Genomic DNA, 25,732 nt, shown 5'->3' on the forward strand with positions numbered 1-25,732 from the left:
GAATATGCCGCCCCCGGAGCCGCGTCATGAAACGCGGCTCCTGTTTATTGCATTGTGGTTTCGTTTGCCACGGCGTCTTGCGTCTGGGCCAGTTCTGGGTCCGAAACGAGACCGTATTGCGCCAGCGGGCCGTCGGAGCCAGCCATGTCGTCAGAGACGAAGAACTCGGCATACTCTTTCAGGCCGGGGATCTCGCCGATATGCGCTTTCTTGACGTAGAAGTAGAGCGGGCGCGAAACCGGGTAGCTGCCATCGGCGATGGTCGCCGTCGAGGGCGCAATGCCCGACATGGTCGCAACTTTAAGCTTGTCGGTGTTGTTCTCGTAGAAGGCCAAGCCGAAAACGCCAACGCCATTCGGGTTGGATGCGATGCGGGCGAGGGTCTCGGTGTAGTCGCCGTCGATATCGACAGCTTTGCCGTCGGTGCGCACTTTCATGCAAGCCTGCGAGGCGGCCTTGTCGTCCATGCCCTCGGCCTTGTAGGCTTCGAGTGCCCCGGTGGCTTCGCAGCCAGCTTCGAGAACTTTTTCTTCGAAGACTTCACGGGTGCCGTGCTTGGTGCCGGGGATGAAGGCCATGATGTCGGCATCGGGGAGGTTCGCGTTGAATTCGTTCCATTTGCCGTAGCTGTTGTCGACGAGCTTGCCGTCTTTCATCACCTTCGCGCCGAGCGCGTTATACAGGTCCGCCGGCTCGAAGGCGGAGAAATCCGGGCCGTCCTTCTGGCTGGCAAAGACGATTCCGTCATACCCGATGCGAACTTCCATGATGTCTTTCACGCCGTTTTCGGCGCAGGTGGCGATTTCTTTGTCCTTGATCTTGCGCGAGGCATTGGCCACGTCGATCGAGCTCTCGCCTACGCCTTCGCAGAAACGCTTGAGGCCAGACGACGAACCGCCCGATTCCACGACCGGAGTCGGGAAGTCGAAGTTTTCACCGAAGGCTTCGGCAACGATCGACGCATAGGGCAAAACGGTCGAGGAGCCAGCAACCTGGATATTGTCGCGGGCCAGAGCTGCGGTGCCGGAAGCTGCAATCAGGGCAATCGCCGAGGCGGTGAGGGTTACGGATTTCATAGATCTCTCCACAGTGTTCAGTTTTGGCCCTCGTGGGGCTTGATGGCGTCCTATTGGGCTTCGGTGACGCTTATGCGAACGTTGTGTAACAGCTGTATGACATTTCGCGTGGTCGATAAGCTGGCGTGATCTTGAGCGTTTGTGGACCGCGAGATGTTACCGCTGGTGAGGATCAGGTGTCTCTCCCAGCCTCCAAGCCAGTGGTAGCGTTGTGGCGTGCCGAAATCCGCCAAGAACAATTAAGATATTGTTATTGTTATAATTTTAACGAAAGTAAACTTGCGCCGACTCGGATCTTTAGGTAGAACCAACCTACCGGCCAGGATGGCCAGATCCGATATACAGTTTCACGTGTGGTGCGTTACGGGAGCACGTGGGTGGCAGAGGGTTCTGGTAGGGGTGCCGGAACCCTCTTTGTCTTTTCAAAGGGGGCGTATATGATTCCTACTCGGGATCGACGCCGCCCAGATCGCAGACGATCTTCCATTCTTTCTCGGTTACCGGCTGAACTGAAAGCCGCATTGAGGTTACCAGCGACATTTCCGTCAAACGTGGGTCAGCTTTGACCTCGGCCAGCGTTACCGGGCGCTTGAACGGCTTGACGGCCTTGATGTCAACGCAATCCCAGCGCGGATCGTCGGTGGTGCTGTCGGGATGGCTGAGCGCGCAAACCTCAACAATGCCGACAACCTCTTTGCCGATATTTGAGTGATAGAAGAACGCGCGATCGCCTATTTTCATTTCACGCATGTTGTTGCGCGCCAGATAATTGCGAATCCCGTCCCATTCTTCGCCAGTCTCGCCTTTGGCGACCTGCTGATCCCAGGACCATTTGTTGGGCTCGGATTTGAACAGCCAGTAGCGCATTAGCCCACCACCTTTTTCCATTCCTGAACGCTGACATCGGCGAATAGTCCGGCCTTGGCGTAAGGGTCATTCGTGGCCCATTCCCGCGCAGCCTCTAGGCTGTCGAGCGTGAGGATGACGAGCGAGCCGCGCATTTCGCCCGCCTCAATGAACGGCCCGGCCATAAACACCACACCGGTTTCAGCGATATAAGCCAGATGAGCGTCGCGGTTGTCTTTGCGAATTTGGAGCGCGCCGGGCTTATCGCGGCAGATAAGGGCAAAATACATGTCATTCCTCCTTTAGGGGACGTGCGAGAAGGGCCTCAACGGCGTCGCGCACGCTAATTTTCTGTTCGGTCAAGGCAGTAACCATCGCAGCGATGGGCATCTCAATATCGCGGTTTTGCGCCAGTTTAGAGACTGCTTTGGCTGTGGCGACTCCTTCAACCGTAGTCGCGGGATCAAAGGGTTCGTTGGCGCCAAGCGCATGGCCAAGTTTGAAATTGCGCGATTGCACCGATGTGCAGGTCAGCACCAAATCACCAAACCCCGACAGGCCCGAAAGCGTTTCAGCGCGCGCGCCCAGCGTGGTCGCAATGCGCAACATCTCGGCAAACCCGCGCGTCATCAGCGCTGCGCGTGCAGAATCGCCCAAGCCCGCGCCAATCACCGTTCCCGCCGCGATGGCGTAGACATTTTTAAGCGCGCCACCCAGTTCCGCTCCGATCGTATCGGTTGTGCGGTAGAGTCGCAGATTTGGCGTCGACAGCGTGGCCTGCAGGCTTTGCGAATGATCAATGCAGGCCAGCGTAAGTGCGGTCGGCAATCCCCGCGCGATATCGGCGGCAAAGCTGGGCCCGGTCAGCACGGCGGCGCGCGCACTGGGGCAATGTGCGTGGATCAGGCCGGTTGGCCCTTGCCCCGTGGCGATGTCGATCCCTTTAGAGCACGACACCAGCGTTTTGCCTGAAAGCGCTTTGGCGTGAGCGTTTAGAAAGCCGCCCATTTGTTGCATCGGCATCGCGAGAAGCAGAGTATCCGCGTCGAATACATCGCCCAGATCCGCCGTGATAGAGACGTTTTTCGGCAGATTGACGCCCGGCAACCGTCGTGCATTGCTGTGCGATACCTGCATCTGCTGCGCATGCAATTCATCGCGCGCCCAAAGCGCCACGGGACCATTTTGGGCAAGGCTGACGGCGAGTGCAGTGCCAAAGGCACCCGCGCCGAGAACGGCAATACTCATGCTTTGGCTCCTTTTTTGCCTGATCCCAAAAGTGCAGGCGACGTTTGATCCAGCGGCCAGCGTGGGCGAGCGGCAAGATCCATCCCGTCGCGCGCACCTGCACGAAAGCGCTCAATCCCCGCATAGGCGATCATTGCCGCATTATCGGTGCAAAGGCGCAAGGGCGGCGCGAGGAATTCCGCGCCAAGCTCCACGCAAACAGTCTCTAAGCTGGCACCAATGGCCTTATTTGCCGCGACGCCTCCGGCGACGGCCAATGCGGGGCGCTTTGGTGCATATGCGAGATAATCGTGCAACGCCCGGCGTGACTTTTCTGTCAGAACATCTGCCACAGCCGCCTGAAACGAAGCGCAGAGATCGGCGCGCTGGGCGCGCGGCAGACCGCCATGCTGGGCAATAATCTTGTCGCGCGCGCGCAAGACGGCCGTCTTGAGGCCGGAAAAGGACATATCACAGCCCGGTCTGTCGAGAAGCGGGCGCGGCAGAGGGATCGATTTGGGATCGCCCTTGGTGGCCTCGACCTCAACTGCGGGGCCTCCGGGTTGGGGCAAGGCCAATAGCTTGGCAACCTTGTCAAAGGCTTCGCCGGGGGCATCATCGATGGTACCACCAAGGCGGGTGAAGTCTTCGGGGCCCTTCGCGATCAAAAACTGGCAATGACCGCCTGAAACAAGCAGCATCAGATACGGAAAATCTAACCCATCGGTCAGGCGCGGCGTCAGCGCATGGCCCGCCAAATGGTTCACGCCAATCAGCGGAAGCCCAGCCCCCGCCGCAAGCCCCTTGGCGCACATCACGCCCGACATCACGCCGCCAATCAGCCCCGGCCCGGCGGTGACCGCGATCCCATCCAGCGCGTCCAGCCCGATCCCGGCTTGCTCCAGCGCCTCTTCGACGCAAAGATCCAGCTTTTCGGCGTGCGCGCGCGCGGCAATTTCGGGTACGACGCCACCAAACGGCGCGTGCAGCTCGGTTTGTCCCGCGACGACGGAGGACAGGATCTCATTTCCATCGGGCGTGCTGCGCACCACGGCGGCGGCGGTGTCGTCGCAGCTGGACTCGAGTCCGAGGAATGTAAGCGTCTGTGTCATCAGGGCCGATGTTGCTTGGGCGTTGCTTCGCAGGTAACACCGGGGAAGGGTTCACACAATCCCGAGGCGTATCTGGCAGATGGGTGAGCGTATCGAAAAACCGATTCTGCTGCTGACGCGGCCGCGTACCAGCTCCGAAGCGTTCGCGCGCCAGTTTCACGCGCGGTTCGGGGCGGATTGGCCTGTGATCGTCTCGCCATTGCTTGAAATTGTGCCTTTGGATGCGACAATTCCACCTGCTGATGCGCTTATTTTCACCTCACAACATGGCGTGAACGCGTTCGCTACGCACGAGGGCGCAAACGGGCGCGTTGCCTACTGCGTTGGCGCGCGAACGGCGCAGGCGGCGCAGGCCGCCGGGTTTAGGGCGATTGTGGGTGACGGGGGCGCCAAAGCCTTGGTGCCAATAATCGCGGCGGCGTATCGCGGGGAAAGTTTGCTGCATGCACGCGGCGAAGAGGTGGCGTTCGATGTCCAAGAATCTCTGAATTCCGCAGGAATAGTCACTAAATCAGTCATTTTGTATCGACAACACTCTTTGCCTTTATCCGCAGAAGCGATTACCGCACTTAAGCGAGAGAGAGGTTTGTTGGTGCCGCTCTTTTCACCCAACAGCGCCCGCGCTTTTCATGTGGCACTTCCCGACCCTCATGCGCCACTGCTCATTGCGGCGATTAGCGCGGCAGTGGCACAAAGCTGCGCCCCAGCAGCCGATATGCGCATCGAAGTGGCCCCCTCGCCGGACGCGAACGGGATGCTGGAAGCCATATCCTCTCTGCTGCGCGCGCAAATGGCGGGTTGAGCCGGGGGCGGCACCTCTCTAGATTGATGGAATACCGCGAAATTTCGGCGCGAATCTTGGAGGGCGTGGCCAATGGCAAAACCGAGAACCCGGAAACCGAAATCCGAGGATCTGCCAAATGATATCGTTGAAGATGCTGAAGTTTCGGGTGTTGATCCGAAAGCTGACGTGACCGAAGATACTCAGCCTGCGGGCATGGATGAAACCGAGGTGGCGCTCGATAGCGCGGGCCCATTGGCATCTTCCGATGAGCCCGCCGTGACGGATGAGCCGATCTTGACGCAAGATCCCATAGATCCGCCCGACGCCAGTCACGAAGCCGCTCCTGAGACCTTGGATGAGCCTGCCGAGGAAGCGTCAGTAGATGATACGCCTAAGCCAGAGCCGGTGATGCAGCCGCAAGCTGTCCCAGTGAAACGCGGTGGTTTCATGCCGCTATTGCTGGGCGGCGTCATCGCCGCAGTGGTCGGTGCGGGTGCTGCGATTTACACGCTCCCCAAGCTGCCGCCGCAATTTGCCGCATGGTTCCCCGCCGCGCCTGATAATGGGGCCAGTGCCGAATTGGATGCCAAGCTAAGCGCACAATCGGATAAGATCGACGCGCTCAGCTCGGATCTGGCGGCGATGAAATCGGCGCAGCCGCCTGCACCCGATTTGTCGGGCGTCCAAGGCGCGTTGGATCAGATCGGTTCAGAGGCGCGGGCGAATAAAGCGGCTTTGGATGCGCTCAAGGAGCAAGTCTCGGGCTTGGCGGCGTCTGGATCTGCTTCGGATGCAACGGCGCAAGCGCAGATCGAGGCAGCTGCAAAAGCCGCGCAAGAGCGTATTGATCAGGCCGAGCAACAGGCAAAGCAGCTGCAAGAGCAGTCGCAGGCAGCGGCGAAGGCTGCGATGGCGCAAGCGGCAAGCGCGCGGATGAAAGCCGCGCTTGATGCAGGCGCCCCGCTTGATCCGGCGCGGGCCGATTTGCAGGCCGCGGGTGTGACAATTCCAGCGGCGCTGAGTGGCGATGTGCCTTCACTGCAATCTTTACAAGCCAGCTTCCCCGAGGCTGCGCGATCCGCTTTGGCGGCGGCGCGTAAGGCTGATAGCGGCGCAAGCCTGAGCGACAAGCTGGGCGCGTTTTTGCTAACCCAGACTGGCGCGCGGTCTTTGACGCCGCAAGAAGGTGATGGTCCGGATGCGGTATTGTCGCGCGCTCAGGGCGATGTGAATACGGGTGATCTGAAAGCGGCCTTGGCCGAGATCGCGAAATTGTCCGAAGCGGCGCAACCTGCATTGGCCGATTGGTCTGCGCAAGCGCAGGCACGAGTCGCGGCGCTGGATGCGGCCGGCCAGCTTGGCCAGAATCAATGAGGAGCCGCAGATGATCTGGACGTTTATTAAAGTCGCCCTTTTTCTTATTATCGTAGCTGCGGCGACGCTCGGGGCCTCACATCTCGCGGATATGTCGGGCGGTTTACGGATTTCGACGCTTGGAATGGAGTTCACGCTTGGCCCGTTGCAGGCGCTGATTGCGGCGATCTTGCTCTTTGTTGCGATCTGGTTAGTGATCCGGATTGTCGGGTTTTTGGTGGCGTTCCTGCGGTTTATCTCGGGCGATGAAACTGCCATTAGCCGCTATTTTGATCGCAACCGTGAACGCAAGGGCTATGAGGCGCTGGCTGAGGGTATGATGGCAGCGGCGGCAGGCGAAGGGCGGCTCGCACTGTCCAAAGCAGCCAAGGCCGAGCGGTATTTGCAGCGCCCCGAACTGACCAACCTGCTCACGGCGCAGGCAGCCGAGGAAATGGGCGACACCAAGAAGGCGAGCGAAGTTTACAAGCGCTTGCTGAGCGATGATCGCACCCGTTTCGTGGGCGTTCGCGGGCTGATGCGCCAGAAGCTGGAAGAGGGTGACACTGATACCGCGCTGGAGCTGGCAAAAAAGGCCTATGCGCTCAAGCCGGGTCAGCGTGAGGTGCAGAATACGCTGCTCAAGCTGCAGACGGAAAAGGGCGATTGGAAAGGCGCGCGTGGCGTACTGCAATCCAAGCTGCGCCAAGGGGAATTGCCCCGCGATGTGTATAAGCGGCGCGATGCTGTGATGGCGTTGCAAGAGGCCAAGGACGTGATGGCCGAAGGTGCAAGCGTCGAGGCCCGCGAAGCTGCGATTGCTGCGGCAAAATCATCGCCCGATTTGATTCCGGCAGTTGTTATGGCTGCGCGGTCTTATATCGAGAAGGGCAAGCCGCGCGCCGCCGAGCGTCTTTTGCGCAAGGCTTGGGGGGCGCAACCTCATCCCGATTTGGCGTCGGCCTATGCCGAGATCGCGCCGGATGAGGAGCCTGCAAAGCGCCTCAAGCGGTTTGACAAGCTGTTGGTGACGCGTCCCGAGCACGAGGAAACGCGGCTTTTGAAGGCCGAGCTGAACATCGCCGCCGAAGATTTCCCCGCCGCGCGTCGCGCGCTGAGCGATCTGCCTGAAACCCATCCGACGGCGCGTGTTCTTACGATCATGGCGGCGGTTGAGCGGGGCGAGGGTGCCGATGATGCCGTCGTGCGGGGGTGGTTGACGCGCGCACTGACGGCTCCGCGCGGGCCACAATGGTGCTGTGACAATTGTCAAAATATCCAATCCGAGTGGACTCCGGTTTGTGACAATTGCGGCGGGTTTGACACGTTGAGCTGGCGCGAAACCACGCAGCAAGCAGCGCCTTTGCCGCATGGAGCCGAGATGCTGCCGTTGATCGTGGGCAAGCCCCAGTCTGCGGCAGAACCGGAAGAAGACGTCGTTGACGCCGAAGTTGTTGAGCCCAGCGAGACGGTCGACGCCACAGAGGAAAAACCGGCAGCGATCTGAGGCATTTTTGGGCTACACATCCGTGCGCGCCCATGCTAATCGCCCGCTAACGGGGCAAATTGCCTATGGCGTTTTGTTCATAAGGTCGCCGCACTAGCTCAGTTGGTAGAGCACATCATTCGTAATGATGGGGTCGGGGGTTCGAATCCCTCGTGCGGCACCACTTCTTCTTGTTTTGTCTGACCTGCCTCGGGATTTTTCTCCACTGTGGATTAGAGTCCGGCCCAACTTGAGGGCGGTCGATAAGGCGAACGAGGTTCACGGACCAGCAGCTCATCCTTGGCCCGGTAGGCGATTGCAAAGCATTCGGCCGAGTGTGGTAAGCCAGGCAACTGAACGCCGATCTCTGTAACCGAGCAATCATTTTTGGTTGCTGGGCATTGCCGAGAAAATCCTGGCCAAGAGCGGCACCCAACCACCGCAGCAATCTTAGAAATCGTTTAGGTGGACCGATATCTGGGCATGGCTCTGTTCCCATGTGAAATTGGACGGCGATGAAGGAGCCATTATTGAAGGTCGCGGATCTTGCTGACAATCAAGATCGTGATCGCTCGCAGCGATCCATTCAGCGCACGGCCAAAGAGCAGGGCGATCAAAAGGCTTTTCATACCTTCGTTCCATTACTTGCCTGCTGACAATCTGCTGACAGCCTCAATCAGCGGCGCGTCAGGCGACTCGTGTCATCAATGCTGCATCAGGGATGACAACATCGTCTCTCGCAACGTCAATATGGAGAAAGATACCATGAAACGCACAATTCTTTTCACGACCGCACTGGCAACCACCGTTAGTTTTGCCGCAATAGGCGCCGCCCAAGCATCGGGAAAATCCGACAACGGCGAATACGGAAGCGTGTTTCGCAATGCTTACGAGTTCGTTTCAACCCAAATGTCGGACGAGAGCAACACATACCGCGAACGCAATGAGTACACGCAGCGCAAAGAATATCGCGAGCGCAACAGGCATCAAGAGCAGGAAAACGCCCGGGGAAATGAAGGCCGCGGCGAAGGTCGTAGTGATGGCCGCAGCGGCGACTGATCAGAGCGACGGTACCGAGGCACCCCGAAACTGCGCAACAGCTGTTTCGGGGTGATAATCCGGGCGCGGCGCCTCCATCGGTCGAACGGTGACCAACGCCGCCGTTCGGTGGTTTCTGGCCTGCTCTTGGCGGACGATCGTGGTGGGTTAATCAAGATCAATGGAGTGGCGGCGTGGCCATGTAAGCCTCGATCTTCGGAAACGGATAGCAGGAAAGGACAAAGGTTATGAAGCTCACTTTGATTTCAACGTTTGCGCTTGCGATGAGCATCACTGTTCCCAACATAGTTGTCGCACAGGACCAAACTCAGGACCGCAACCAGCTTAAAGGTTGCGATGGCGTGTCATCGAATGCCTGCGCCATGCTTTTGCGCGAACGTGATCTTTTGCAGGAATGTGCCGACCAAGATCGGGACAGGGACCAATCCAAGGATCAGGACAGGGGCTGCGCCCCGAATTCTGCAGGCTCGGGCGGTTCCGGTAAGAATTGAACTCAAGCGATATCGGTTTAATCGCTGCGATCGGCACTTCTTTCCCCAACACAAAGCTAGAGTCTAAGATGCCCAAATACATTTCAGTTCGCTGCTTGGTGGCCGCAACCACGGTTATGGTCTCATTGGCAACCGGAACGGTCGTTCTGGCGGAGAGTGACTCTGAAAATGACGACATGATGCAGGTCGTTCCGTTCTGGTGCGGACCCTATGGTGGCGGCGCGATGGGAATGGTGGCGCGCCCGGTCGATACTGACGGCGACGGGATCGGCCGGGCATCTGAAGCATCGACACATGCTGAGTTCATGGCAAAGGCGCAGGCCAGTTACGAACCTGCGGACACTAACAAAGATGGCAAGAATACCGTCTGGGAATTTCGCGCGCAACAAAACCCGTTCTGACCCGACGCCCTGTCTGCACCAGCCTTTCCCCCTGTTGCGTGGCGATCTCTTGATCCGCCCGCGTAGCGGGGGAGCTTCTTGCAAAACACGACGAAGCCCAAATTGAAAAGGAAAAATCCCATGTGTGAAAACCATATTCCGGAACCGCAGTGTCAGCATAAACCGAAGCCAGCGGCCATTGGCAGACGCGAGTTCGTCAAGCTCGCCGCGCTTGGCGGCGCGGTCAGTCTATATCAGATGATCGCCCCAACTGCGGCGCTGGCCGCAACAACCGATGCCTTGCTGCTGAGTTGCATGGACTACCGTTTGATGGATGACATCGTGCGCTACATGGACGGGCGAGGCATGACTGACAAATACGACCATGTCGTACTTGCGGGTGCGTCGCTCGGGGCGATGACCGATCAGTTCTCGGAATGGGGCAAGACGTTCCGGGACCATCTTGAAGTTGCGATTGACCTGCACCAGATCAAGCAGCTCATCATCATGGATCACCGCGATTGCGGCGCTTACAAGACCATCCTTGGCGAGGATTTTGCCAAGGATCCTGCAAAGGAAACGCAGGTCCACACAGAATATCTCGCCCTGCTGGCAGCAGAGATCAAGACACTTCATCCCGAACTGCCGGTGGAAACGCTGCTGATGAACCTCGATGGAAGCGTCGAGCGTATCGCAATCTGATTGGGGAGCACCTGCGATGAAACCTGCAACAACACCCGCCATCAAAGTCTGGGATCCGTTCGTGCGCGTTTTCCATTGGTCCCTCGTCTTGGCCTTTCTGGCCGCCTACTTCATCGAACCCGAAGACAGCACCTTGGCGGTTCATGTCTGGGCCGGATATGCCGTTGGTGGACTGATTGTCCTTCGCATTATCTGGGGGTTTGTAGGGTCTCTGCACGCGCGATTTAGCGATTTCCTGTTTGGTCCTCTGACCGCATTTCGATATCTGCTGAGTTTGTTTGGCGGTCGTTCAAAACGCTACCTTGGCCACAGTCCCGCCGGGGCGTGGATGGTCTTTGGGCTACTCATAGCGCTGTTGATCACAGTTCTGAGCGGCATGTCAGTTTATGCTCAGGACGAGAACAAAGGGCCGCTGGCACCTCTATTCGCCTCTTCGGGTGACATGCTGAGCGGGATTTCCTTCGTCGCTCCGGCCAGTGCAGATGTTGGTGAGGAGAGTGACGACGATGGAGGTATGCGGGGCGAAGGGGCCCAAAACGAGCTGTTCAAGGATCTGCACGAAGTGGCCGCCGATCTCACCCTGATCCTTGCTTTGTTGCACATTGGCGGCGTTTTCCTTGCGAGCGTTGTCCACAAAGAAAATCTGGTTCGTTCCATGGTGACGGGTCGAAAGAGACCGGAGTAGGTGATTGGGCGGGCAGGGCGTTAATAAGACCGCCCGCCAATTGAGATATTTCTGCAAACCTGCCGGTCCATTTGGCTCTCGGCAGGCTCAGTCCTATCTTTTCTTCCGGTAAGGGGGATTTGGGCACCACCGCAGACGAGGCTCCAATCAGAAAAACGAGTCCGCCCAGCCGTGTGTTCAGTTAGAACACACGGCTGGGCGCTCGCCGCCGATCCTCCTTCTGAGCTTTGCGCTTAGTAAGAGCAAAGCTCAGAAGGCACGCATTTTTTGCCAGACCTCTCAATCATCCCCAGAGGCCCATCCTCGAATCCCGGTCATGCCGCTCCCTTGGCGGACCGGGTCAGGGAGGATTAATTAGATTCAGGATAAGTTATATCCTCGCACGAGAACTCGCGGGAACTCGACCGCGTCGCCGCCAACATGACACAAGAAGATGTCGCATTGTATCGCTCAGCTGTCTGCGCGCACCCTTCCGCAGCTTGAAGCGGGCGTTCCAATTCATGGCACGACCAAAAGGTGCTATGTCGCCCTAAGCGGTAGCCTGATGCATTGAGAAAATGAGACGGCAAGATGGAAGACGCCCAATCCAAACAGATCCCTGACGCATGCTCGCAGCAGACGTCGAAAGGAAAGGCCTCCTGTGCTGGGTGCGCAAAAAAGCCAAGCCCGAGGCAGTCTTCAAGGCGCTCGACGAAGCTGAGAGTGTCATGATCTGTTCGTACCCCGCGAACGCAACGCATCGTATATGCGGCGCGCAAGTCCGGCCATGGCCAACAGCCAGGCCAAGAGTGCCACGAAGATCAATAGCTTTGGCAGTGGATCGAGGAACCCGTATTCCATTGCCCGGTCGAACTGGTAGGTGCTGGTCGTGTACATTCCCAACGGGAACACCATTCCCCAGACCGCTGGCTCATATGTGAATCTGTCGCGCAACCAGACATAGCGCCAGCCCATCAGCGCGAAAAGAAACGGAATCCACCAGCTCGCCAGCGACCAGAAGAAAAACGTGAACCCCTTGATGAACGGCAACAACGGCCCGAGCATTGGCCAAGTCTCGCCTCTGAGTATCAGGATAGATCCTGCGAGGGCCGTTATTGCGACGGCTCCCATGTTGATCCAATAGGGCGGCGTGAAATCCTCCCGCCCCATCGATACGAAGGTAAGCCGGTAAAAGATCAGGGGTATGATCGCCAGATAGAGCGCGCAGCCGATCATGAACATTTCGATAACCAGAAACTGGATCATCTGCGGCGGCGGCGAGGCGATGTCGATGACGCCGCGCAGAACGACCACAGCCTGAGTCGCAACGGCTGCAATCAGCCAGGCGCCATTGATGCCGCGCGCAAGCGTGGGTTTGCGTTTGCGCACCGTCACGGCGGTAAAGAATGTGTACATGACCCCGAACCACATGATCAGCCCCAGCCACCACAGCCCTTGGCCAATCCCAATCGTACCCAAGACGACGACATTCTGCGTCCCGAGAACGCAGGTCCCGGCCACGATCGTGAAGAAGCCGGGCGCGCGCTGATGATCCGAGATATCAAGCAGCAGCAGGTCGCGAAACCGCAGTGCTCGGGTGATCGTGAGCATCCAAAGCACCAGATACGCGATCCAGTTGACCGCGATCAGGGCCAACGAGATCGGCCGCATGCCCAGGAAATGGCAAGCGATGGATACTACTCCGGTCGCCATAACCAGTGCGAAATATCCCGGAAACAGCGATTGCGCCCCGTTCAGGATCGCGTTTTGCAGCCTCGATCGCTTGCGCAAGGCATTCTCAACCGGCATCGCTCTGCCTATGCGCCAATAGCGAAACCTGCAAAAGACCTCGGAAAAATGCGCCGTTCATCTTCCAGTTCATGGTTCACCCGCCGCTGATGGGTTGAGGGTGCCGATCCCGGTCAGGTGTTCGGATGCCTCCAGCGCCATGCGGCGCAACCGCGCCACCGCCTGAGGGACGACATCCCAGAAGTACGAGACCGCGCTGATGTCTAGATCAAGACAACGGGCGATCTGGGCGTCAAGCAGGATCGGCACACCGCAGAGCGAGGGGCGCGGGTCCGTGCGCCGGGTCATGCTGGCCGACCCTGCTTAAGCGCCGCGTTCAGGTAATCGCGCAGAACGACGGCCTGATTAAAGTCGCGGTCCTTCGCCGCGTAGAGCAGGATGACGGGGCCTTTTCGGCACCAGTCAAGACAGCGTTCGACCGCGCCGGGGTTGCTCTCAAGCTCGGCCCAGTAGCGTTCGCGAAATCGCTCCCACTTCTCGGGGACATGGTCGAACCATTTTCGCAGTTCGGTGCTGGGGGCCGCCTCCTTGATCCACTCATTAAGGCCCAGGCGTTCTTTGGCGATGCCGCGTGGCCAGACACGATCTACCAACAGGCGCGCACCGACGGTTTCGCCGAGGTCGTCATAGACTCGGGCGATGCGGATGCTGGCAGTGCTGGTCACTCGGTGTTCTCCTCGTCCAGAAGGTCGAGCGCCTTGATCGAATGAGCAAAGGCAGCCCCCGCGCGCATCTCGGCAGCGACCCAGATCGCCTCCATGATCTGCTTGCTTGAGGCACCTGCCCGCTGTGCCGCCTTGGTGTGGCCCTCGATGCACCAAGGACATTGCGTCACATGGGCCACGGCCACCGCGATCAGCTGCTTGGTGCGCGAGTCAAGCGCGCCTTCGGCAAAGACCGCCGTGGAGAAGGCATGAAAGGCATCGTCGGCCTCGGGGGCAAGCGCATGCCGACGTTCGGCCGTCTCGCGCGTGGGTTTGGGGAAGCGAAGATCAGCCATGGACCTGCACCGCTTGTTCGAATTGTGGAAACAGCACGTCGTTTTCCAGCCGGATATGCTCTTCAAGGTCGGTGATGAATTCGTCCAGCCCGGAATACAGCTCGGTCAAGGTGCCACAGGCCCCATCGGGCACCGCCAGATTTCCGGTCAGACGACGGATCTCGGCCAGCTCGGCGGCATGATCGTCATGGTCGGCGCGCATCACGGCAATGGGAGTCTCGATGCTGGGCGTCCCGCCCTTGCGGATTGCCGGAAACAGGATCAGTTCCTCTTTCTTCATGTGCACCTCCATCTCGCCGACCATCTTTTCCAGCAGATTTGCCAGACCTTCGGGCACATGATCGTCGCCAAAATGCACTATCTCGACCTTTTCTGCCATCGCGGCCAGTGCGGGAAGCTGTTCGCGATGCCGCGCGTGATAGCGGGTCTCGATATGGCGGGTCAGGGCGGCGGGATCGTGAAGGGGGGCGGTCTGGGTCATCGCGGCATCCTTTCATCAGCGCAAGGTGGGAATGGCGTTCTCGCGGGTGCTGGCTGTGTCTTCGACGGCCATGTAAAGCGATCTCGCGATGCGCTCGGCGCGCTCAATCACATGTGCAGCACCCTCGGGGGTGCAGGTTTCATGCGCGGTCTCGCGGAACAGCGTCAGCCAGTGCTCGAAATGTCGCCACATGACCGGCAAATTCGTATGCGCCGGGACCGGAGCGCCGTGATAGGCTCCCGTCATCAATGCGACCGACGACCAGAATGACACCATCCGCTCCAGATGTGGCGGCCAATCGGTAATGCGGCTGGCGAATATCGGTCCCAGAACGGCATCTGCGCGTACTTTTTCATAGAAGCGGTGCACGAGGTCGGTCAAAACCGCCAAGTCAATCCCGGTGCGCGCAATGATCGTGCGTGTCAACTCGGGCCGTGCCGATGCGATACGGGAGGTGTCGGCCATGCTGGCCTCCTGCGACATTTGTGTTGCGTCAAGAAATAGACCTGTTAATGGGTATTGTAAATACCACTTCAATGAACGGACCCTCATATGCGTCTCACTTCGTTTACGGACTACGGCCTGCGCATGTTGATGCGCATGGCAGCTGCGCCGGAACGCGCTTATTCCACGGCGGAACTGGCGACGGAATTTGGCCTGTCGCGCAACCACCTGAGCAAGATTATGCAGCGCTTGTCACGCGGCGGGATCGTGGAAACGCGGCGCGGAGGCGGTGGCGGTGCGATGCTGGCGCGGACCCCGAATGACATCCTCTTGGGAGACATCGTGCGCTTACTTGAAGAGGATCTGCCTCTTGTCGAATGCTTCCTGCCCGAAACCAATAGTTGCGCTCTTGATGGCCGATGTCGGCTGAAGGCCCGTTTGCGCGCCGCCGAAACGGCGTTCCTAGCCGACCTTGATCGCTCGACTCTTGCAGACATTGCGCTGACGGCTGCGTGACGCTGCCGTCGAAATCACCGAAACGAAGAAAGGACGCAACATGTCGACATGGCTGCCCACCCTGATCACGAGCACCCCAGAAGAAGGCTATGCGCTGGCGATTATTCTTGCGCGTATGGCGGTCAAACTAACCCAACCTGACCCTGAGATACGCGACCGTCTGCGCCCCGAATATTCCGAAGATGCTGAGGCTTTGATCTCTGTCTCGCAAGTCGTCGCCACGCATTTCGCAACTGTCGCTGCGGCCAACGGCTACTGGAAGGATGTGTCGTGACGGCGATCGAAACGGCCGATGACGGACGGGTTTTTCGTCGAATACCAAAACAACCAGCGCCACCACGAAAGCCTGAACAACGTCACACCAGCTGACGTCTACTGCGGCCGTAACAAAGCCATTCTGCGAGAACGCGGGGAAACCAAAAAAACAGACGATCCATCACCGCCGCTTATGACATCAAAAACAAGCGGCATAATCAAACATATAGACGGACCAGAGCTTCCAAAGCTCAAACCGGTCTGAAGTCCCAGTTTGCTTGATGTCAGACAAGCATTGAAGTGCTTCGTAACAAGTGCGAGGCTGCGACAATCTGTCGCAATCCGTGGAGAGATGAGTTCATGATCAGCGGTAGCTTACTCACTTTACTCCGTGTCGCTATTTTGGTGGCGGTTGGGTTCCTTGCTGCTTCGGCGCAGGCGCAGACACCGGTCCTTGCGGGGTATCTCGAAAAGATGCCCGCTGCTGATCTGGTCGCGGGTGCGGATGGCTATGGCGAAATTCGCCCTGACCTCCCTGTGGCATCGGTTCTGAAGGGCGACGAAATCCTCGGCTGGGCCTTTGTCACCTCTGATTTCGTCGGCACCACGGGCTACTCTGGGAAGCCGATTCACACGATGGTTGCCGTTAATGCCGAGGCGCAGGTGATCGGTGTGAAGCTTCTCAAGCATTCCGAACCGATCGTGCTAATCGGCATTCCCGATTCAAAGATGCAAGCTATGGTTGCTGGCTATGTCGGGCTTGATCTTGCAGCCGAAGCCAAGGCGAGCGGCGAGGCGCATAAGTTGAACATTATTTCCGGCGCGACGGTCACCGTGATGGTGATCGACGATTCTATCGTGCGCGCCGGGCTCATGGTAGCGCGCGGGCTTGGCTTGGGCGGGCTGACGGCCCCGATTGCCGCCGTCGGGCCGCAACCCGAGATCGATCCCGAGGTGCAAGTGACGGGTGATTGGGCGACGTTGGAGGGCGACGGCACGATCCGCAAATTGTCGCTGGACGTGGAACAGATCAACACGGCCTTTGCGACGCTTGAGGATAAACGCGCGGCCGCTCGTCCCGAGACGGCGCCCGCCGACGCAACTTTCATCGACATGCGGACGGCGTTGGTCAGTGTTCCCGGCATCGGCCGGTCGCTGCTGGGCGACGCGGAATACCGCAATCTCGAATCGTGGCTGAAGGAGGGCGACAGCGCGATCGTGATCGCCGGGCGCGGGATCTATTCATTCAAGGGGTCGGGCTATGTTCGCGGCGGCATTTTTGACCGCATCGTGTTGGACCAAGGCGATATTTCGGTGCGCTTCCACGACCGCGATCACCGTCGCTTGGGCCGCTTTGCCATTGATGGTGCCCCGGAGTTCCCCGAGGTAGATTTGTTTCGAATCCCCGCCGATTCCGGTTTCGATCCGGCCAAGCCGTTCCGGTTGCAGCTCCTGGTCCAACGCCCTGTCGGAGCGATCGAGAAGGTTTTCACGACCTTTGACCTCGCGTATCAACTGCCCGAGCGCTTTCTGAAGATCATGGCGCCCGCGCCCGGCCCCGCTCCAGCGAGCACGGCTGCAAGCGCAAGCGAGCAGGCCGCCCAAGCAGCCCTTTGGCAACGCATCTGGCGCGACAAGACCCCCGAGATCGTCGGGCTGGCCATCATGCTTCTGGTGCTTACCGGGGCGTTCTTCTTCCAGACTTTCGTAACCCGCTCCGAGCGGTTCACGTTCTGGTTCCGGATGTCGTTCCTGACGGTCACGCTGGTCTTTCTGGGCTGGTATGCCAACGCCCAGCTTTCGGTTGTGAACATTTTGGCATTGGCGGGCACGCTGGTCACAGGCTTCAGCTGGCAGGCGTTCCTGCTCGATCCGCTGACCTTCATCTTGTGGTTCTCTGTCGCGGCCGCGATGATTTTCTGGGGGCGCGGTGCTTATTGTGGATGGCTGTGCCCGTTCGGTGCGCTTCAGGAGCTCACCAACCGCATCGCACGCGCCTTGCATGTCCCACAATGGACATTGCCGTGGGGCCTGCATGAACGTCTTTGGCCGATTAAATACATAATATTTTTGGGTCTATTCGGAGCCTCTCTGGCATCAATCGATCAGGCCGAGCATCTGGCCGAGGTCGAGCCATTCAAGACGGCAATCGTGCTCAAGTTCATCCGCGCCTGGCCATTCGTCGCTTACGCGCTGGCCGTGTTGGTCGCAGGTCTGTTCGTCGAGCGGTTCTATTGCCGATATCTCTGCCCCTTGGGCGCCGCGCTCGCGATTCCGGCGCGCATCCGAATGTTTGACTGGCTCAAGCGGTATCAGGAATGCGGGAATCCCTGCCAGACCTGCGCCATCGAATGCCCCGTTCAAGCAATTCATCCCACCGGCGAGATCAACCCGAACGAATGCGTAAACTGTATGCATTGCCAAGTTCTGTATCAGTCCGACACCAAATGCCCGGTCGTTATCCGGAAACTGAAAAGGCGCGCGGTCGGTGCTGAAAGCACGGCGAGCTTGGATCGCTTCATCAAGAACAAACCCACGACCGAGAACCCATCCAATCTAAGAGGATAGCAATCATGGCTAACGATACCGAAAAGAAGGGTCTGAGCCGCCGTAGTCTTATCGGCGCGACGGCAAGCGGTGCGGCACTGTTGGGCGGCGCGGCTGGATCGCGAATGGCACTCATGGGCGGCGCGGCCGGACTTGCGACGGCGCTCGGCGCGACTTCGGCAAGCGCGCAAGAGTCGAAATTCGAGCTCGCTCCGGGTGAGTTGGACGAGTATTATGGCTTCTGGTCTTCGGGTCAGGCTGGCGAGATGCGCATTCTGGGTTTCCCGTCGATGCGGGAATTGATTCGCGTTCCAGTCTTCAACCGATGCTCGGCCACCGGCTGGGGAATGACCAATGAGTCCCTCAAGATTCTGACCGAAGGCCTATTGCCCGAGACGAAGGAGTTTCTCGCCAAGCGCGGCAGAGTGACCTATGACAACGGCGACCTGCATCATCCGCATATGTCATTCACCGATGGCACCTATGATGGGCGCTATGTGTTCATGAATGACAAGGCGAACACCCGCGTCGCGCGCGTGCGCTGCGACGTGATGAAATGCGACCGGATCATTGAAATCCCCAACGCCCATGCGATCCACGGTCTGCGCCCACAGAAATTCCCGCGCACCGGCTATGTGTTCGCCAATGGCGAAGATGAGACGCCGATGGTCAACGATGGCAAAATCTTGGATGAGCCGGATAAATACGTGAACTTCTTCACTGCTATCGACGGGGACGAGATGACGGTCGCTTGGCAGGTGATGGTGTCGGGAAACCTCGACAACTGCGATTGCGACTATCAGGGAAAATACGCGTTCTCGACCTCGTATAATTCGGAAATGGGGATGAACCTCGCCGAGATGACCGAAAACGAAATGGACCATGTCGTGGTCTTCAACATCAAGGAGATCGAGAAAGGTGTCGCAAGCGGCGACGTTGAGATGCTGAATGGCGTTCCGGTGATCGACGGGCGCAAGGGACAGAACAAGAAGTATACCCGCTACATTCCGATCCCCAACAGCCCGCATGGCTGCAACACCGCGCCGGATGGCAAATATGTCATTATAAACGGCAAGCTGTCGCCGACCTGTTCAGTGATTGACGTGCGCAAACTTGACGCCCTATTCGATACCGATGCCGACCCGCGTTCGGCCGTGGTCGCAGAGCCGGAGCTTGGTCTCGGTCCGCTTCATACTGCCTTTGACGGCAACGGCATGGCGTATACTACGCTCTTCATCGACAGCCAGGTGGTCAAGTGGAACATCGAAACGGCGATCAAGGCCCATGCGGGGGACGAGGTCGATCCGATCATCTCGAAGGTCGATGTGCACTATCAGCCCGGTCACAACCACACTACAATGGGCGAGACCAAGGAGGCCGATGGCAAGTGGTTGCTTTCGCTGAACAAGTTCTCGAAGGATCGATTCATCAACGTCGGCCCGCTGTAGCCTGAGAACGAACAGCTTATCGACATCGCCACCGATGACATGAAAGTGGTCCACGATGGCCCAGCCTTTGCCGAGCCCCATGACGTGGTTTTGGTCCGGCGCGATATCGTCAACCCATTGAGCGTCTGGAACCGTGACGACCCGATGTGGGAAGACGCGCGCAAGCAGGCAGAAGCCGACGGGGTCGACCTAGAGGAAGGTAGCGAAGAGGTAATCCGCGATGGCAACAAGGTGCGGGTCTACATGTATTCGATGGCGCCAGTTTTCAGTCTAGAGAAGTTCACGGTGCGACAAGGCGACGAGGTGACGATCTATGTTACCAATATCGATGATGTCGATGATCTGACGCACGGCTTCACGCTGAACAATTACGGAGTCGCGATGGAGATTGGCCCGCAGGCCACCGCCTCCGTCACGTTCACGGCCGACCGGCCCGGCGTTCACTGGTACTACTGCCAATGGTTCTGCCATGCGCTTCACATGGAGATGCGCGGCCGGATGCTGGTCGAACCGGCTGGCGTCTGAACCATGCCACGCCTCGGGTCACTTGTTTTCATTCTCATAGTCTCGGCCTTGCAGGTCGGGGCGGGGACGATTCAAGTCACACCGGGACCGGGGGCGCTGGTGCAGGCCATCTCCAATGCAGACGTCGGCGATGAACTTATCCTTGCGCCGGGCCGTTACGATGGCCCGGTGGTTCTGGATCGTGCACTCACGCTTGACGGCGGCGGGGTAGCGGTGATCGACGCCCATGGTAAGGGCAGCGTGATCACCCTGTCCGGCCCCAATATAACCGTTAGGGGCCTCGAAATTGTCGGGTCCGGCTCATCGCATGACACTATCGATTCCGGTATCCGGTTAATCAAGCCCGCGACCGGAGCCGTGATCGAAGACAACCGCATCCTCGGCAATCTCTACGGCGTTGATATTCATGGCGCGAAAGATACCCTTGCGCGTGGCAATAAAATTGTCGGGCGTGACGATCACCGCATGAACGCACGCGGCAACGGCTTTTATGTCTGGAACGCACCGGGCACCGTCATCGAGGGCAATTCGATCCGGCTTGGCCGTGACGGCATATTCGTCAACACCTCGCGCAAGAACATCTTTCGCGACAACGTCTTCCGCGATCTCCGTTTTGCCATCCATTACATGTATGCGAACGATTCCGAGGTCTCCGGCAACATCTCGATCGGGAGCCATCTTGGCTATGCGCTAATGTTCTCGAGCCGCATCAAGGTTGTGGGCAACCTGTCACTGCAGGACCGCGATCACGGGATCATGCTAAACTATGTCAACGACGCCGATATCCGCGGCAATCTAGTGCGTGGCGCGCAGAAATGCACATTCATCTACAACGCCCATCGCAACGTGATTGTCGGCAACCGTTTCGAGGGGTGTGATATCGGCATCCACTTTACCGCCGGATCAGAACGCAACGTGTTGTCTGGCAACGCGTTTATCGGCAACCGTACGCAGGTCAAATATGTCGGCACGAAAGACGTGGAATGGAGTTTCGAGGGCCGTGGCAACTATTGGTCGGATCATCCCACATTCGATCTGGATGGCGATGGTGTCGCCGACGGTCCCTTTCGCCCCAACGATCTGATGGACCATATCCTGTGGTCTCAGCCTGCCGCATCGCTGCTGCTGGGCTCACCCGCCGTCCAGCTTGTCCGCTGGTCTCAGACTAGCTTTCCCGCGACGCTTCCCGGCGGGGTCGTGGACAGCTTTCCAAGCACCACCCCAATCGCAATTCCGGTTCCCGATGCCATCGAGCGGCTCGAAACCATGACGGTGCCCGCTGGGGCGAGAGAGTGACAGATGACGCAGACGCTATCCCTTTCGCATATCACCAAGGGTTTTAACGGCGTGACCGCGCTTTCGGATGTCTCGCTGGAGGTGGCCGCAGGAGAGCGTGTCGCGCTGCTGGGTCATAATGGCGCGGGCAAATCAACCCTGATGAAGATCGTGCTTGGCCTAATGTCGCGCGACGGGGGAGAGGTAAGCGTCGCAGGCGCTGCACCGGGAACCGCTCGGGCGCGTCGCGCTGTGGCCTATCTGCCCGAAAATGTCGCCTTCCACCCAGCCCTGACAGGGTTGGAGCAGATCCGCTACTATCTTAGGCTGCGCGGCGAGACGCCAGCGCTGGCGCCGTCCTTACTTGATCGCGTAGGTATGGGCGATGCCGCACGCCGCCGGATCGGCACATATTCGAAGGGAATGCGGCAGCGCGTCGGCTTGGCGCAGGCATTGATCGGTGCCCCTGAGCTGATGGTTCTGGATGAGCCGACGAGCGGTCTGGATCCGATCTCGCGACGTGATTTTTACACACTTCTCGACGACTTGGCGCGGCGTGGCACAGCGATTCTGCTATCCAGCCACGCCCTGACCGAAGTCGAGGCGCGTACCGACCGCATCATCATCCTGTCGAACGGCGTCGTCGCTGCCACCGGGTCGCTGGCAGAGCTGCGAAAGCAGGCGGCGCTGCCAGTCGCGCTTGTCGTTACCCCGCGAGAGGGGGCTCTGCCCGTCCTTGCCCAAGCCCTGCCGGATGCCACGCTGGAGCTAGGGGGGCAGCTGCATCTGGAATGTGCGCAAGAGGCCAAGCTGGCTCTGCTGGCGCGGATCACGGAGCTTAGCGATCACGTCGCAGATCTCGATGTGATACCGCCGAGCCTTGAAGACATCTACAGCCATTTCAGCCGGGGGGCGGTGCTGTGATGCGCCTTCTTGCCACTGCCGTGATCGAATTTCGCATCGCATTGCGCAACCGTTGGGTTGCGATTTCGATTGCGATAATGGTCACATTCTCGGTCGTCCTCGCCGCCGCGGGAAGCGCCCCGACAGGGGCGCTCGGCGCCGATCGATTGTCGGTGACGGTGGCCAGCCTCACTTCGCTCGCAGTCTACCTAGTGCCGCTGGTGGCGTTGTTGATGGCCTTCGATGCCGTCGCGGGCGAGACCGAACGTGGCACGCTGCCCTTGCTGCTGACCTATCCGCTGTCCCGCTTCGAGCTGATCCTCGGCAAGCTTGTGGCGCATCTCGGGATCATCGCACTGGCTGTTACCCTTGGCTATGGTTCTGCCGCTGTGGTGACGGCCGCTGCCGATCCGAGCTCGGTTCAGGGCTTGCCGGCGCTCTGGCGGTTGATTTGGACATCGGTCCTGCTTGGCGCGACGTTTCTCGCAGCAGGATATACCCTGTCGGCGCTGTCGCGACGCCCGGCCAGCGCGGCGGGGCTTGCCATCGCGCTGTGGCTGACGGCAGTCGTTCTATATGATCTCGGCTTGCTCGCGGTGATTGTCGCCGATGATGGCGGCACGCTGACGACCAGAGTCTTTCCTTGGCTATTGACCGCCAACCCGGCAGATGCGTTCCGCCTGTACAACCTGTCCGTATCAGAGGCCACGGCTGCGGCTTCGGGCCTGTCTGGCGCCGCCCAGACGATACCGGCTTGGCAGCCTCTCCTGTCGCTCGTCCTGTGGCCCTTCGCCGCACTCGCATTGGCGTTAGTCGCAATCAAGAGGGTCGTTCCATGAAATCCACCCTCCTCGCCGTTGCCCTGATCGCGTTGGTGGCCTGCCGAGATGAAGCCGCAGACCTGCCATCCCCGACAACCATGACCGCTGCAGCAGTTGGTCACTATTGCCAGATGAACCTGCTGGAACATGTCGGCCCGAAGGCGCAAGTTTATCTCGCCGGAATGCCACAACCGCTATTTTTCTCGCAGATCCGTGATGCGATCGCCTATCAGCGGCTTCCCGAGCAGAGCGATACGATCCGCGTAATCTATGTCAGCGATATGGGCTCGGCCCCTAGCTGGGACGCCCCCGGCGCAGACAACTGGATCAACGCGGCCGATGCGTTCTACGTTCTCGGCTCAACCCGGACAGGCGGCATGGGCGCGCCCGAATTTATTCCGTTCACAAGTACCACCGAGGCGGAGAAATTTGCCACACGCTATGGCGGCACCGTGATGCAGTTGGACGAAATCCCGGATGCTGATGTTCTAACACCGGTCGAAATCGCGCCCGACACGGCAGATAGCGACGAGTTGAACTATCAAAAAAGACTTCGTGCGCTTTCCAGAGAAATCGGAGACTGAGATGACCCTATTTACCCGCCGTAGGTTTCTGTCGATAAGCGCCGGTTGTGTCGCGCTTGCTGGCCTGCCCAGCCAGGCCGCACCCACCCTCTACCGCTGGCATGGCGTGGCGCTCGGGGCCGGAGCAGAGATCATCCTGGCCCATCCCGATGCCGAGGCGATAACCGAAAGCGCCCGTATCGAGATCGCGCGACTTGAGGCTATATTCAGCCTCTATCAGCCGGACTCGGCGCTGTCGCGGCTCAACGCTATGGGCCAGCTCGACGATCCACCGTTCGAACTTCTCGAATGTCTCTCGCTTTGCGCCAGCATTCATCACGCCACCGCTGGGCGCTTCGATCCCACCGTGCAGCCGCTCTGGACGCTTCATGCCGACTCCTACGTGGCAGGGGCGGCACCTGACGCGGTGCAGATCGACGCGGCGTTGGCCCGGACCGGCTGGTCGCGTGTGCAGTTCGACAGTACTCGGATCGCGCTCGCCCCCGGGATGGCGCTAACCTTGAACGGCGTTGCTCAAGGCTACATCGCCGATCGGATCACCGCACTTCTGGGCGAGGCGGGGCTCAGCAACATCCTGGTCAATACCGGCGAGATCCGCGCGCTTGGCGGTCGGCCTGGCGGTGGTGGCTGGCCCGTCACCATAAAAGATGTGGGGCAACGCGAACTTTCCAATCGGGCCCTTGCAACATCAGCCCCTCTTGGCATGGTGTTCGATAAAGCGGGGCTTGCCGGACACATCCTAGATCCACGAACCGGCCAACCCGTGCGCGCCATCTGGCATCAAATCAGCATAAGCGACAAGTCTGCGGCGCTGGCAGACGCGCTCTCGACGGCGGCTTGCTTGATGCCCGACCGGTCGACGATCATGGACACGCTTCGCAGGTTCCCCGAGACGCGGCTGGAAGCGCTCATCTGAACGCGGCCGCATTTGCATGTCGATGCGCGATGCATCCGCGTTGCCGGTAAATGGCACACGCGCCGACTCTCTCGGGCGGCGCTGAAATGGACCGGACTGCTCTCCTGCGTGCGCTCAGGCCTGAGAGGCCATGGCGATGCGCCGATAGCCGGCCTGCCCATGATAGAAGCCGTTGCTGAAGCGAGTCGTCCCGCAAAGCTCGCAAAGCGATGCTTCCGCCTCTTCCAGGGCAATAGTTTCGTCCAACGCGCCACGGAAGGCACAAGCCACCGCCACCATGTCCACCGCCTGCGGCATCAGCCGAAGATGGGTGACACCGTCAGCCACCAGCCGCGCGGTTTCGGGCAGCAGATCGACATAGCTTTCGGACTGGGTCTGGATGCCGTTCACCCTCAGGATTGGCCGGTCATCCGTGGTGCGCAGCGGCATCCCGTCCGCGTCATTCTCGCAGACGAACTGGCAATTGTCTTTGGTACGGCCATGGGCACGGGCGTGGTAGCAACGCGCCGACACCGCAAGCGATGCCCTGCCAAAGACCTGCACCTCGACGCCCAATTCAAGATCGCGCGCTGCCTGCGCTGCAACGGCAATAGCCGGGGCGGGCATCTCGCTGGGCAGGCAGACATGGGTCGCCCCCTGCCCAGCCATCCAGGCGATCGTGGCCTCGTTATAGACATTCATGAACGCGCCGACGCGATGCGAGCGCTTGCCCCGCGCATATAGGCCAGCGGCATTGTTGATCTCGATCTCAGGGCCGTCCATCTCGACCAGATCGTCGGTGGCCTTGCGCTCGCGCTTCAGCATGACCTCGGCCAGGGTGGAGAGGATCACCGTCTTGCCCGCGCGTTGCAGGCGCTCGATCGTGGCCGGCAGATCGGCTTCGTGGAAGGGGGCCCGTTTGGAGCAGATTACCTCTCCTAGGTAGACCTCATCTACCGGGGCTTCGTCGGCGATCCGGGCATAGAAGTCGCGGCGCGTCTCTGCGGACCAATGATAGGCGATCGGGCCAAGGGTCAGTTTTGTCATCT

Annotated in this window: 27 protein-coding genes, 1 tRNA gene and 3 pseudogenes; 19 read left to right on the plus strand and 12 right to left on the minus strand. The window is 59.4% G+C overall.

The window, feature by feature from the left end:
- Positions 1–44: 44 nt before the first annotated feature.
- The 5 genes from ACN0SD_RS00895 to tsaD all read right to left on the minus strand — a co-directional run bounded on the left by ACN0SD_RS00895 (position 45) and on the right by tsaD (position 4,261).
- Positions 45–1,076 carry a substrate-binding domain-containing protein gene (locus tag ACN0SD_RS00895; protein ID WP_417806335.1) on the minus strand — a complete coding sequence of 344 codons (1,032 nt, stop codon included), beginning with the start codon at positions 1,074–1,076 and terminating at the stop codon, positions 45–47.
- Between the two features lie 444 nt (positions 1,077–1,520).
- On the minus strand, positions 1,521–1,943 hold the full coding sequence (locus ACN0SD_RS00900) for an EVE domain-containing protein (protein WP_417806336.1): 423 nt from the start codon (positions 1,941–1,943) through the stop codon (positions 1,521–1,523).
- Positions 1,943–2,212: a YciI family protein gene (locus ACN0SD_RS00905; protein WP_417806337.1), complete on the minus strand. Its 270-nt coding sequence runs from the start codon at positions 2,210–2,212 to the stop codon at positions 1,943–1,945. Before ACN0SD_RS00905 ends, ACN0SD_RS00900 begins: the two co-directional genes overlap by 1 nt.
- Before the next feature lies 1 nt (position 2,213).
- Positions 2,214–3,170 (minus strand): NAD(P)H-dependent glycerol-3-phosphate dehydrogenase, encoded by a 957-nt coding sequence (locus ACN0SD_RS00910; RefSeq protein ID WP_417806338.1) that lies wholly within the window; start codon positions 3,168–3,170, stop codon positions 2,214–2,216.
- Positions 3,167–4,261, minus strand: coding sequence for a tRNA (adenosine(37)-N6)-threonylcarbamoyltransferase complex transferase subunit TsaD (gene tsaD / locus ACN0SD_RS00915; RefSeq protein ID WP_417806339.1), 1,095 nt, complete (start codon positions 4,259–4,261; stop codon positions 3,167–3,169). Before tsaD ends, ACN0SD_RS00910 begins: the two co-directional genes overlap by 4 nt.
- Before the next feature lie 79 nt (positions 4,262–4,340).
- On the opposite strand from tsaD, the gene ACN0SD_RS00920 reads away from it, so the two are divergent.
- The 9 genes from ACN0SD_RS00920 (at position 4,341) to ACN0SD_RS00960 (ending at position 11,201) form a co-directional block, all read left to right on the plus strand.
- Entirely contained in the window at positions 4,341–5,063 is a 723-nt protein-coding gene (locus ACN0SD_RS00920; protein WP_417806340.1) for a uroporphyrinogen-III synthase, read from the plus strand.
- 72 nt (positions 5,064–5,135) lie between these two features.
- Positions 5,136–6,419, plus strand: a complete 1,284-nt coding sequence (locus tag ACN0SD_RS00925; protein ID WP_417806341.1) for a COG4223 family protein — start codon at positions 5,136–5,138, stop codon at positions 6,417–6,419.
- Positions 6,420–6,429: 10 nt separating this feature from the next.
- Positions 6,430–7,905, plus strand: coding sequence for a heme biosynthesis protein HemY (locus tag ACN0SD_RS00930; protein WP_417806342.1), 1,476 nt, complete (start codon positions 6,430–6,432; stop codon positions 7,903–7,905).
- 87 nt (positions 7,906–7,992) lie between these two features.
- Positions 7,993–8,068 (plus strand) — tRNA-Thr (locus ACN0SD_RS00935).
- Between the two features lie 362 nt (positions 8,069–8,430).
- Positions 8,431–8,943 carry a hypothetical protein gene (locus ACN0SD_RS00940; RefSeq protein ID WP_417806343.1) on the plus strand — a complete coding sequence of 171 codons (513 nt, stop codon included), beginning with the start codon at positions 8,431–8,433 and terminating at the stop codon, positions 8,941–8,943.
- Between the two features lie 227 nt (positions 8,944–9,170).
- Entirely contained in the window at positions 9,171–9,434 is a 264-nt protein-coding gene (locus ACN0SD_RS00945) for a hypothetical protein (protein WP_417806344.1), read from the plus strand.
- A 68-nt stretch (positions 9,435–9,502) separates the two neighbouring features.
- Positions 9,503–9,835, plus strand: coding sequence for a hypothetical protein (locus ACN0SD_RS00950; RefSeq protein ID WP_417806345.1), 333 nt, complete (start codon positions 9,503–9,505; stop codon positions 9,833–9,835).
- A gap of 78 nt (positions 9,836–9,913) precedes the next feature.
- The gene (locus ACN0SD_RS00955; RefSeq protein ID WP_417806346.1) at positions 9,914–10,516 is read left to right on the plus strand and encodes a carbonic anhydrase; all 603 of its coding nucleotides are present in this window, start codon (positions 9,914–9,916) and stop codon (positions 10,514–10,516) included.
- Between the two features lie 16 nt (positions 10,517–10,532).
- Positions 10,533–11,201, plus strand: a complete 669-nt coding sequence (locus ACN0SD_RS00960) for a cytochrome b/b6 domain-containing protein (RefSeq protein WP_417806347.1) — start codon at positions 10,533–10,535, stop codon at positions 11,199–11,201.
- 705 nt (positions 11,202–11,906) lie between these two features.
- On the opposite strand, the gene ACN0SD_RS00965 is transcribed toward ACN0SD_RS00960, so the two are convergent.
- The 6 genes from ACN0SD_RS00965 to ACN0SD_RS00990 all read right to left on the minus strand — a co-directional run bounded on the left by ACN0SD_RS00965 (position 11,907) and on the right by ACN0SD_RS00990 (position 14,935).
- Positions 11,907–12,989 (minus strand): tellurite resistance/C4-dicarboxylate transporter family protein, encoded by a 1,083-nt coding sequence (locus ACN0SD_RS00965; protein WP_417806348.1) that lies wholly within the window; start codon positions 12,987–12,989, stop codon positions 11,907–11,909.
- A gap of 69 nt (positions 12,990–13,058) precedes the next feature.
- Entirely contained in the window at positions 13,059–13,277 is a 219-nt protein-coding gene (locus ACN0SD_RS00970; RefSeq protein WP_417806349.1) for a hypothetical protein, read from the minus strand.
- Complete coding sequence (locus tag ACN0SD_RS00975) at positions 13,274–13,654, minus strand: DUF488 domain-containing protein (protein WP_417806350.1); 381 nt, start codon at positions 13,652–13,654, stop codon at positions 13,274–13,276. Before ACN0SD_RS00975 ends, ACN0SD_RS00970 begins: the two co-directional genes overlap by 4 nt.
- A complete protein-coding gene (locus tag ACN0SD_RS00980; RefSeq protein ID WP_417806351.1) occupies positions 13,651–13,989 on the minus strand; it encodes a carboxymuconolactone decarboxylase family protein in 339 nt (112 codons plus the stop codon). Before ACN0SD_RS00980 ends, ACN0SD_RS00975 begins: the two co-directional genes overlap by 4 nt.
- Positions 13,982–14,470 (minus strand): hemerythrin domain-containing protein, encoded by a 489-nt coding sequence (locus ACN0SD_RS00985; protein WP_417806352.1) that lies wholly within the window; start codon positions 14,468–14,470, stop codon positions 13,982–13,984. Before ACN0SD_RS00985 ends, ACN0SD_RS00980 begins: the two co-directional genes overlap by 8 nt.
- Positions 14,471–14,485: 15 nt before the next feature.
- Positions 14,486–14,935: a group III truncated hemoglobin gene (locus ACN0SD_RS00990; protein ID WP_417806353.1), complete on the minus strand. Its 450-nt coding sequence runs from the start codon at positions 14,933–14,935 to the stop codon at positions 14,486–14,488.
- An 87-nt stretch (positions 14,936–15,022) separates the two neighbouring features.
- On the opposite strand from ACN0SD_RS00990, the gene ACN0SD_RS00995 reads away from it, so the two are divergent.
- The 10 genes and pseudogenes from ACN0SD_RS00995 to ACN0SD_RS01040 all read left to right on the plus strand — a co-directional run bounded on the left by ACN0SD_RS00995 (position 15,023) and on the right by ACN0SD_RS01040 (position 24,704).
- The gene (locus ACN0SD_RS00995) at positions 15,023–15,430 is read left to right on the plus strand and encodes an RrF2 family transcriptional regulator (protein WP_417806354.1); all 408 of its coding nucleotides are present in this window, start codon (positions 15,023–15,025) and stop codon (positions 15,428–15,430) included.
- Positions 15,431–15,470: 40 nt separating this feature from the next.
- Entirely contained in the window at positions 15,471–15,704 is a 234-nt protein-coding gene (locus ACN0SD_RS01000) for a hexameric tyrosine-coordinated heme protein (protein WP_417806355.1), read from the plus strand.
- 33 nt (positions 15,705–15,737) lie between these two features.
- A pseudogene (locus ACN0SD_RS01005) lies at positions 15,738–15,882 on the plus strand (IS3 family transposase); the annotation flags it as partial.
- 163 nt (positions 15,883–16,045) lie between these two features.
- Positions 16,046–18,253 carry a 4Fe-4S binding protein gene (locus ACN0SD_RS01010; RefSeq protein ID WP_417806356.1) on the plus strand — a complete coding sequence of 736 codons (2,208 nt, stop codon included), beginning with the start codon at positions 16,046–16,048 and terminating at the stop codon, positions 18,251–18,253.
- Between the two features lie 5 nt (positions 18,254–18,258).
- A pseudogene (nosZ, locus tag ACN0SD_RS01015) lies at positions 18,259–20,205 on the plus strand (TAT-dependent nitrous-oxide reductase).
- A 3-nt stretch (positions 20,206–20,208) separates the two neighbouring features.
- Positions 20,209–21,548: pseudogene (locus tag ACN0SD_RS01020) on the plus strand (nitrous oxide reductase family maturation protein NosD).
- Complete coding sequence (locus ACN0SD_RS01025) at positions 21,505–22,404, plus strand: ABC transporter ATP-binding protein (protein WP_417806357.1); 900 nt, start codon at positions 21,505–21,507, stop codon at positions 22,402–22,404. Before ACN0SD_RS01020 ends, ACN0SD_RS01025 begins: the two are co-directional and overlap by 44 nt.
- Positions 22,401–23,222, plus strand: coding sequence for an ABC transporter permease (locus tag ACN0SD_RS01030; RefSeq protein WP_417806358.1), 822 nt, complete (start codon positions 22,401–22,403; stop codon positions 23,220–23,222). Before ACN0SD_RS01025 ends, ACN0SD_RS01030 begins: the two co-directional genes overlap by 4 nt.
- Entirely contained in the window at positions 23,219–23,788 is a 570-nt protein-coding gene (locus tag ACN0SD_RS01035) for a nitrous oxide reductase accessory protein NosL (RefSeq protein WP_417806359.1), read from the plus strand. Before ACN0SD_RS01030 ends, ACN0SD_RS01035 begins: the two co-directional genes overlap by 4 nt.
- A gap of 1 nt (position 23,789) precedes the next feature.
- Positions 23,790–24,704, plus strand: coding sequence for an FAD:protein FMN transferase (locus ACN0SD_RS01040; protein ID WP_417806360.1), 915 nt, complete (start codon positions 23,790–23,792; stop codon positions 24,702–24,704).
- Between the two features lie 114 nt (positions 24,705–24,818).
- Here ACN0SD_RS01040 and ubiV read toward each other — a convergent pair whose 3' ends face one another.
- Positions 24,819–25,730, minus strand: a complete 912-nt coding sequence (gene ubiV / locus ACN0SD_RS01045; RefSeq protein ID WP_417806361.1) for a ubiquinone anaerobic biosynthesis protein UbiV — start codon at positions 25,728–25,730, stop codon at positions 24,819–24,821.
- Positions 25,731–25,732 lie beyond the last annotated feature (2 nt).

This window comes from Thioclava sp. (assembly GCF_048263065.1).
In the GTDB taxonomy this organism is placed as follows: Bacteria; Pseudomonadota; Alphaproteobacteria; order Rhodobacterales; family Rhodobacteraceae; genus Thioclava.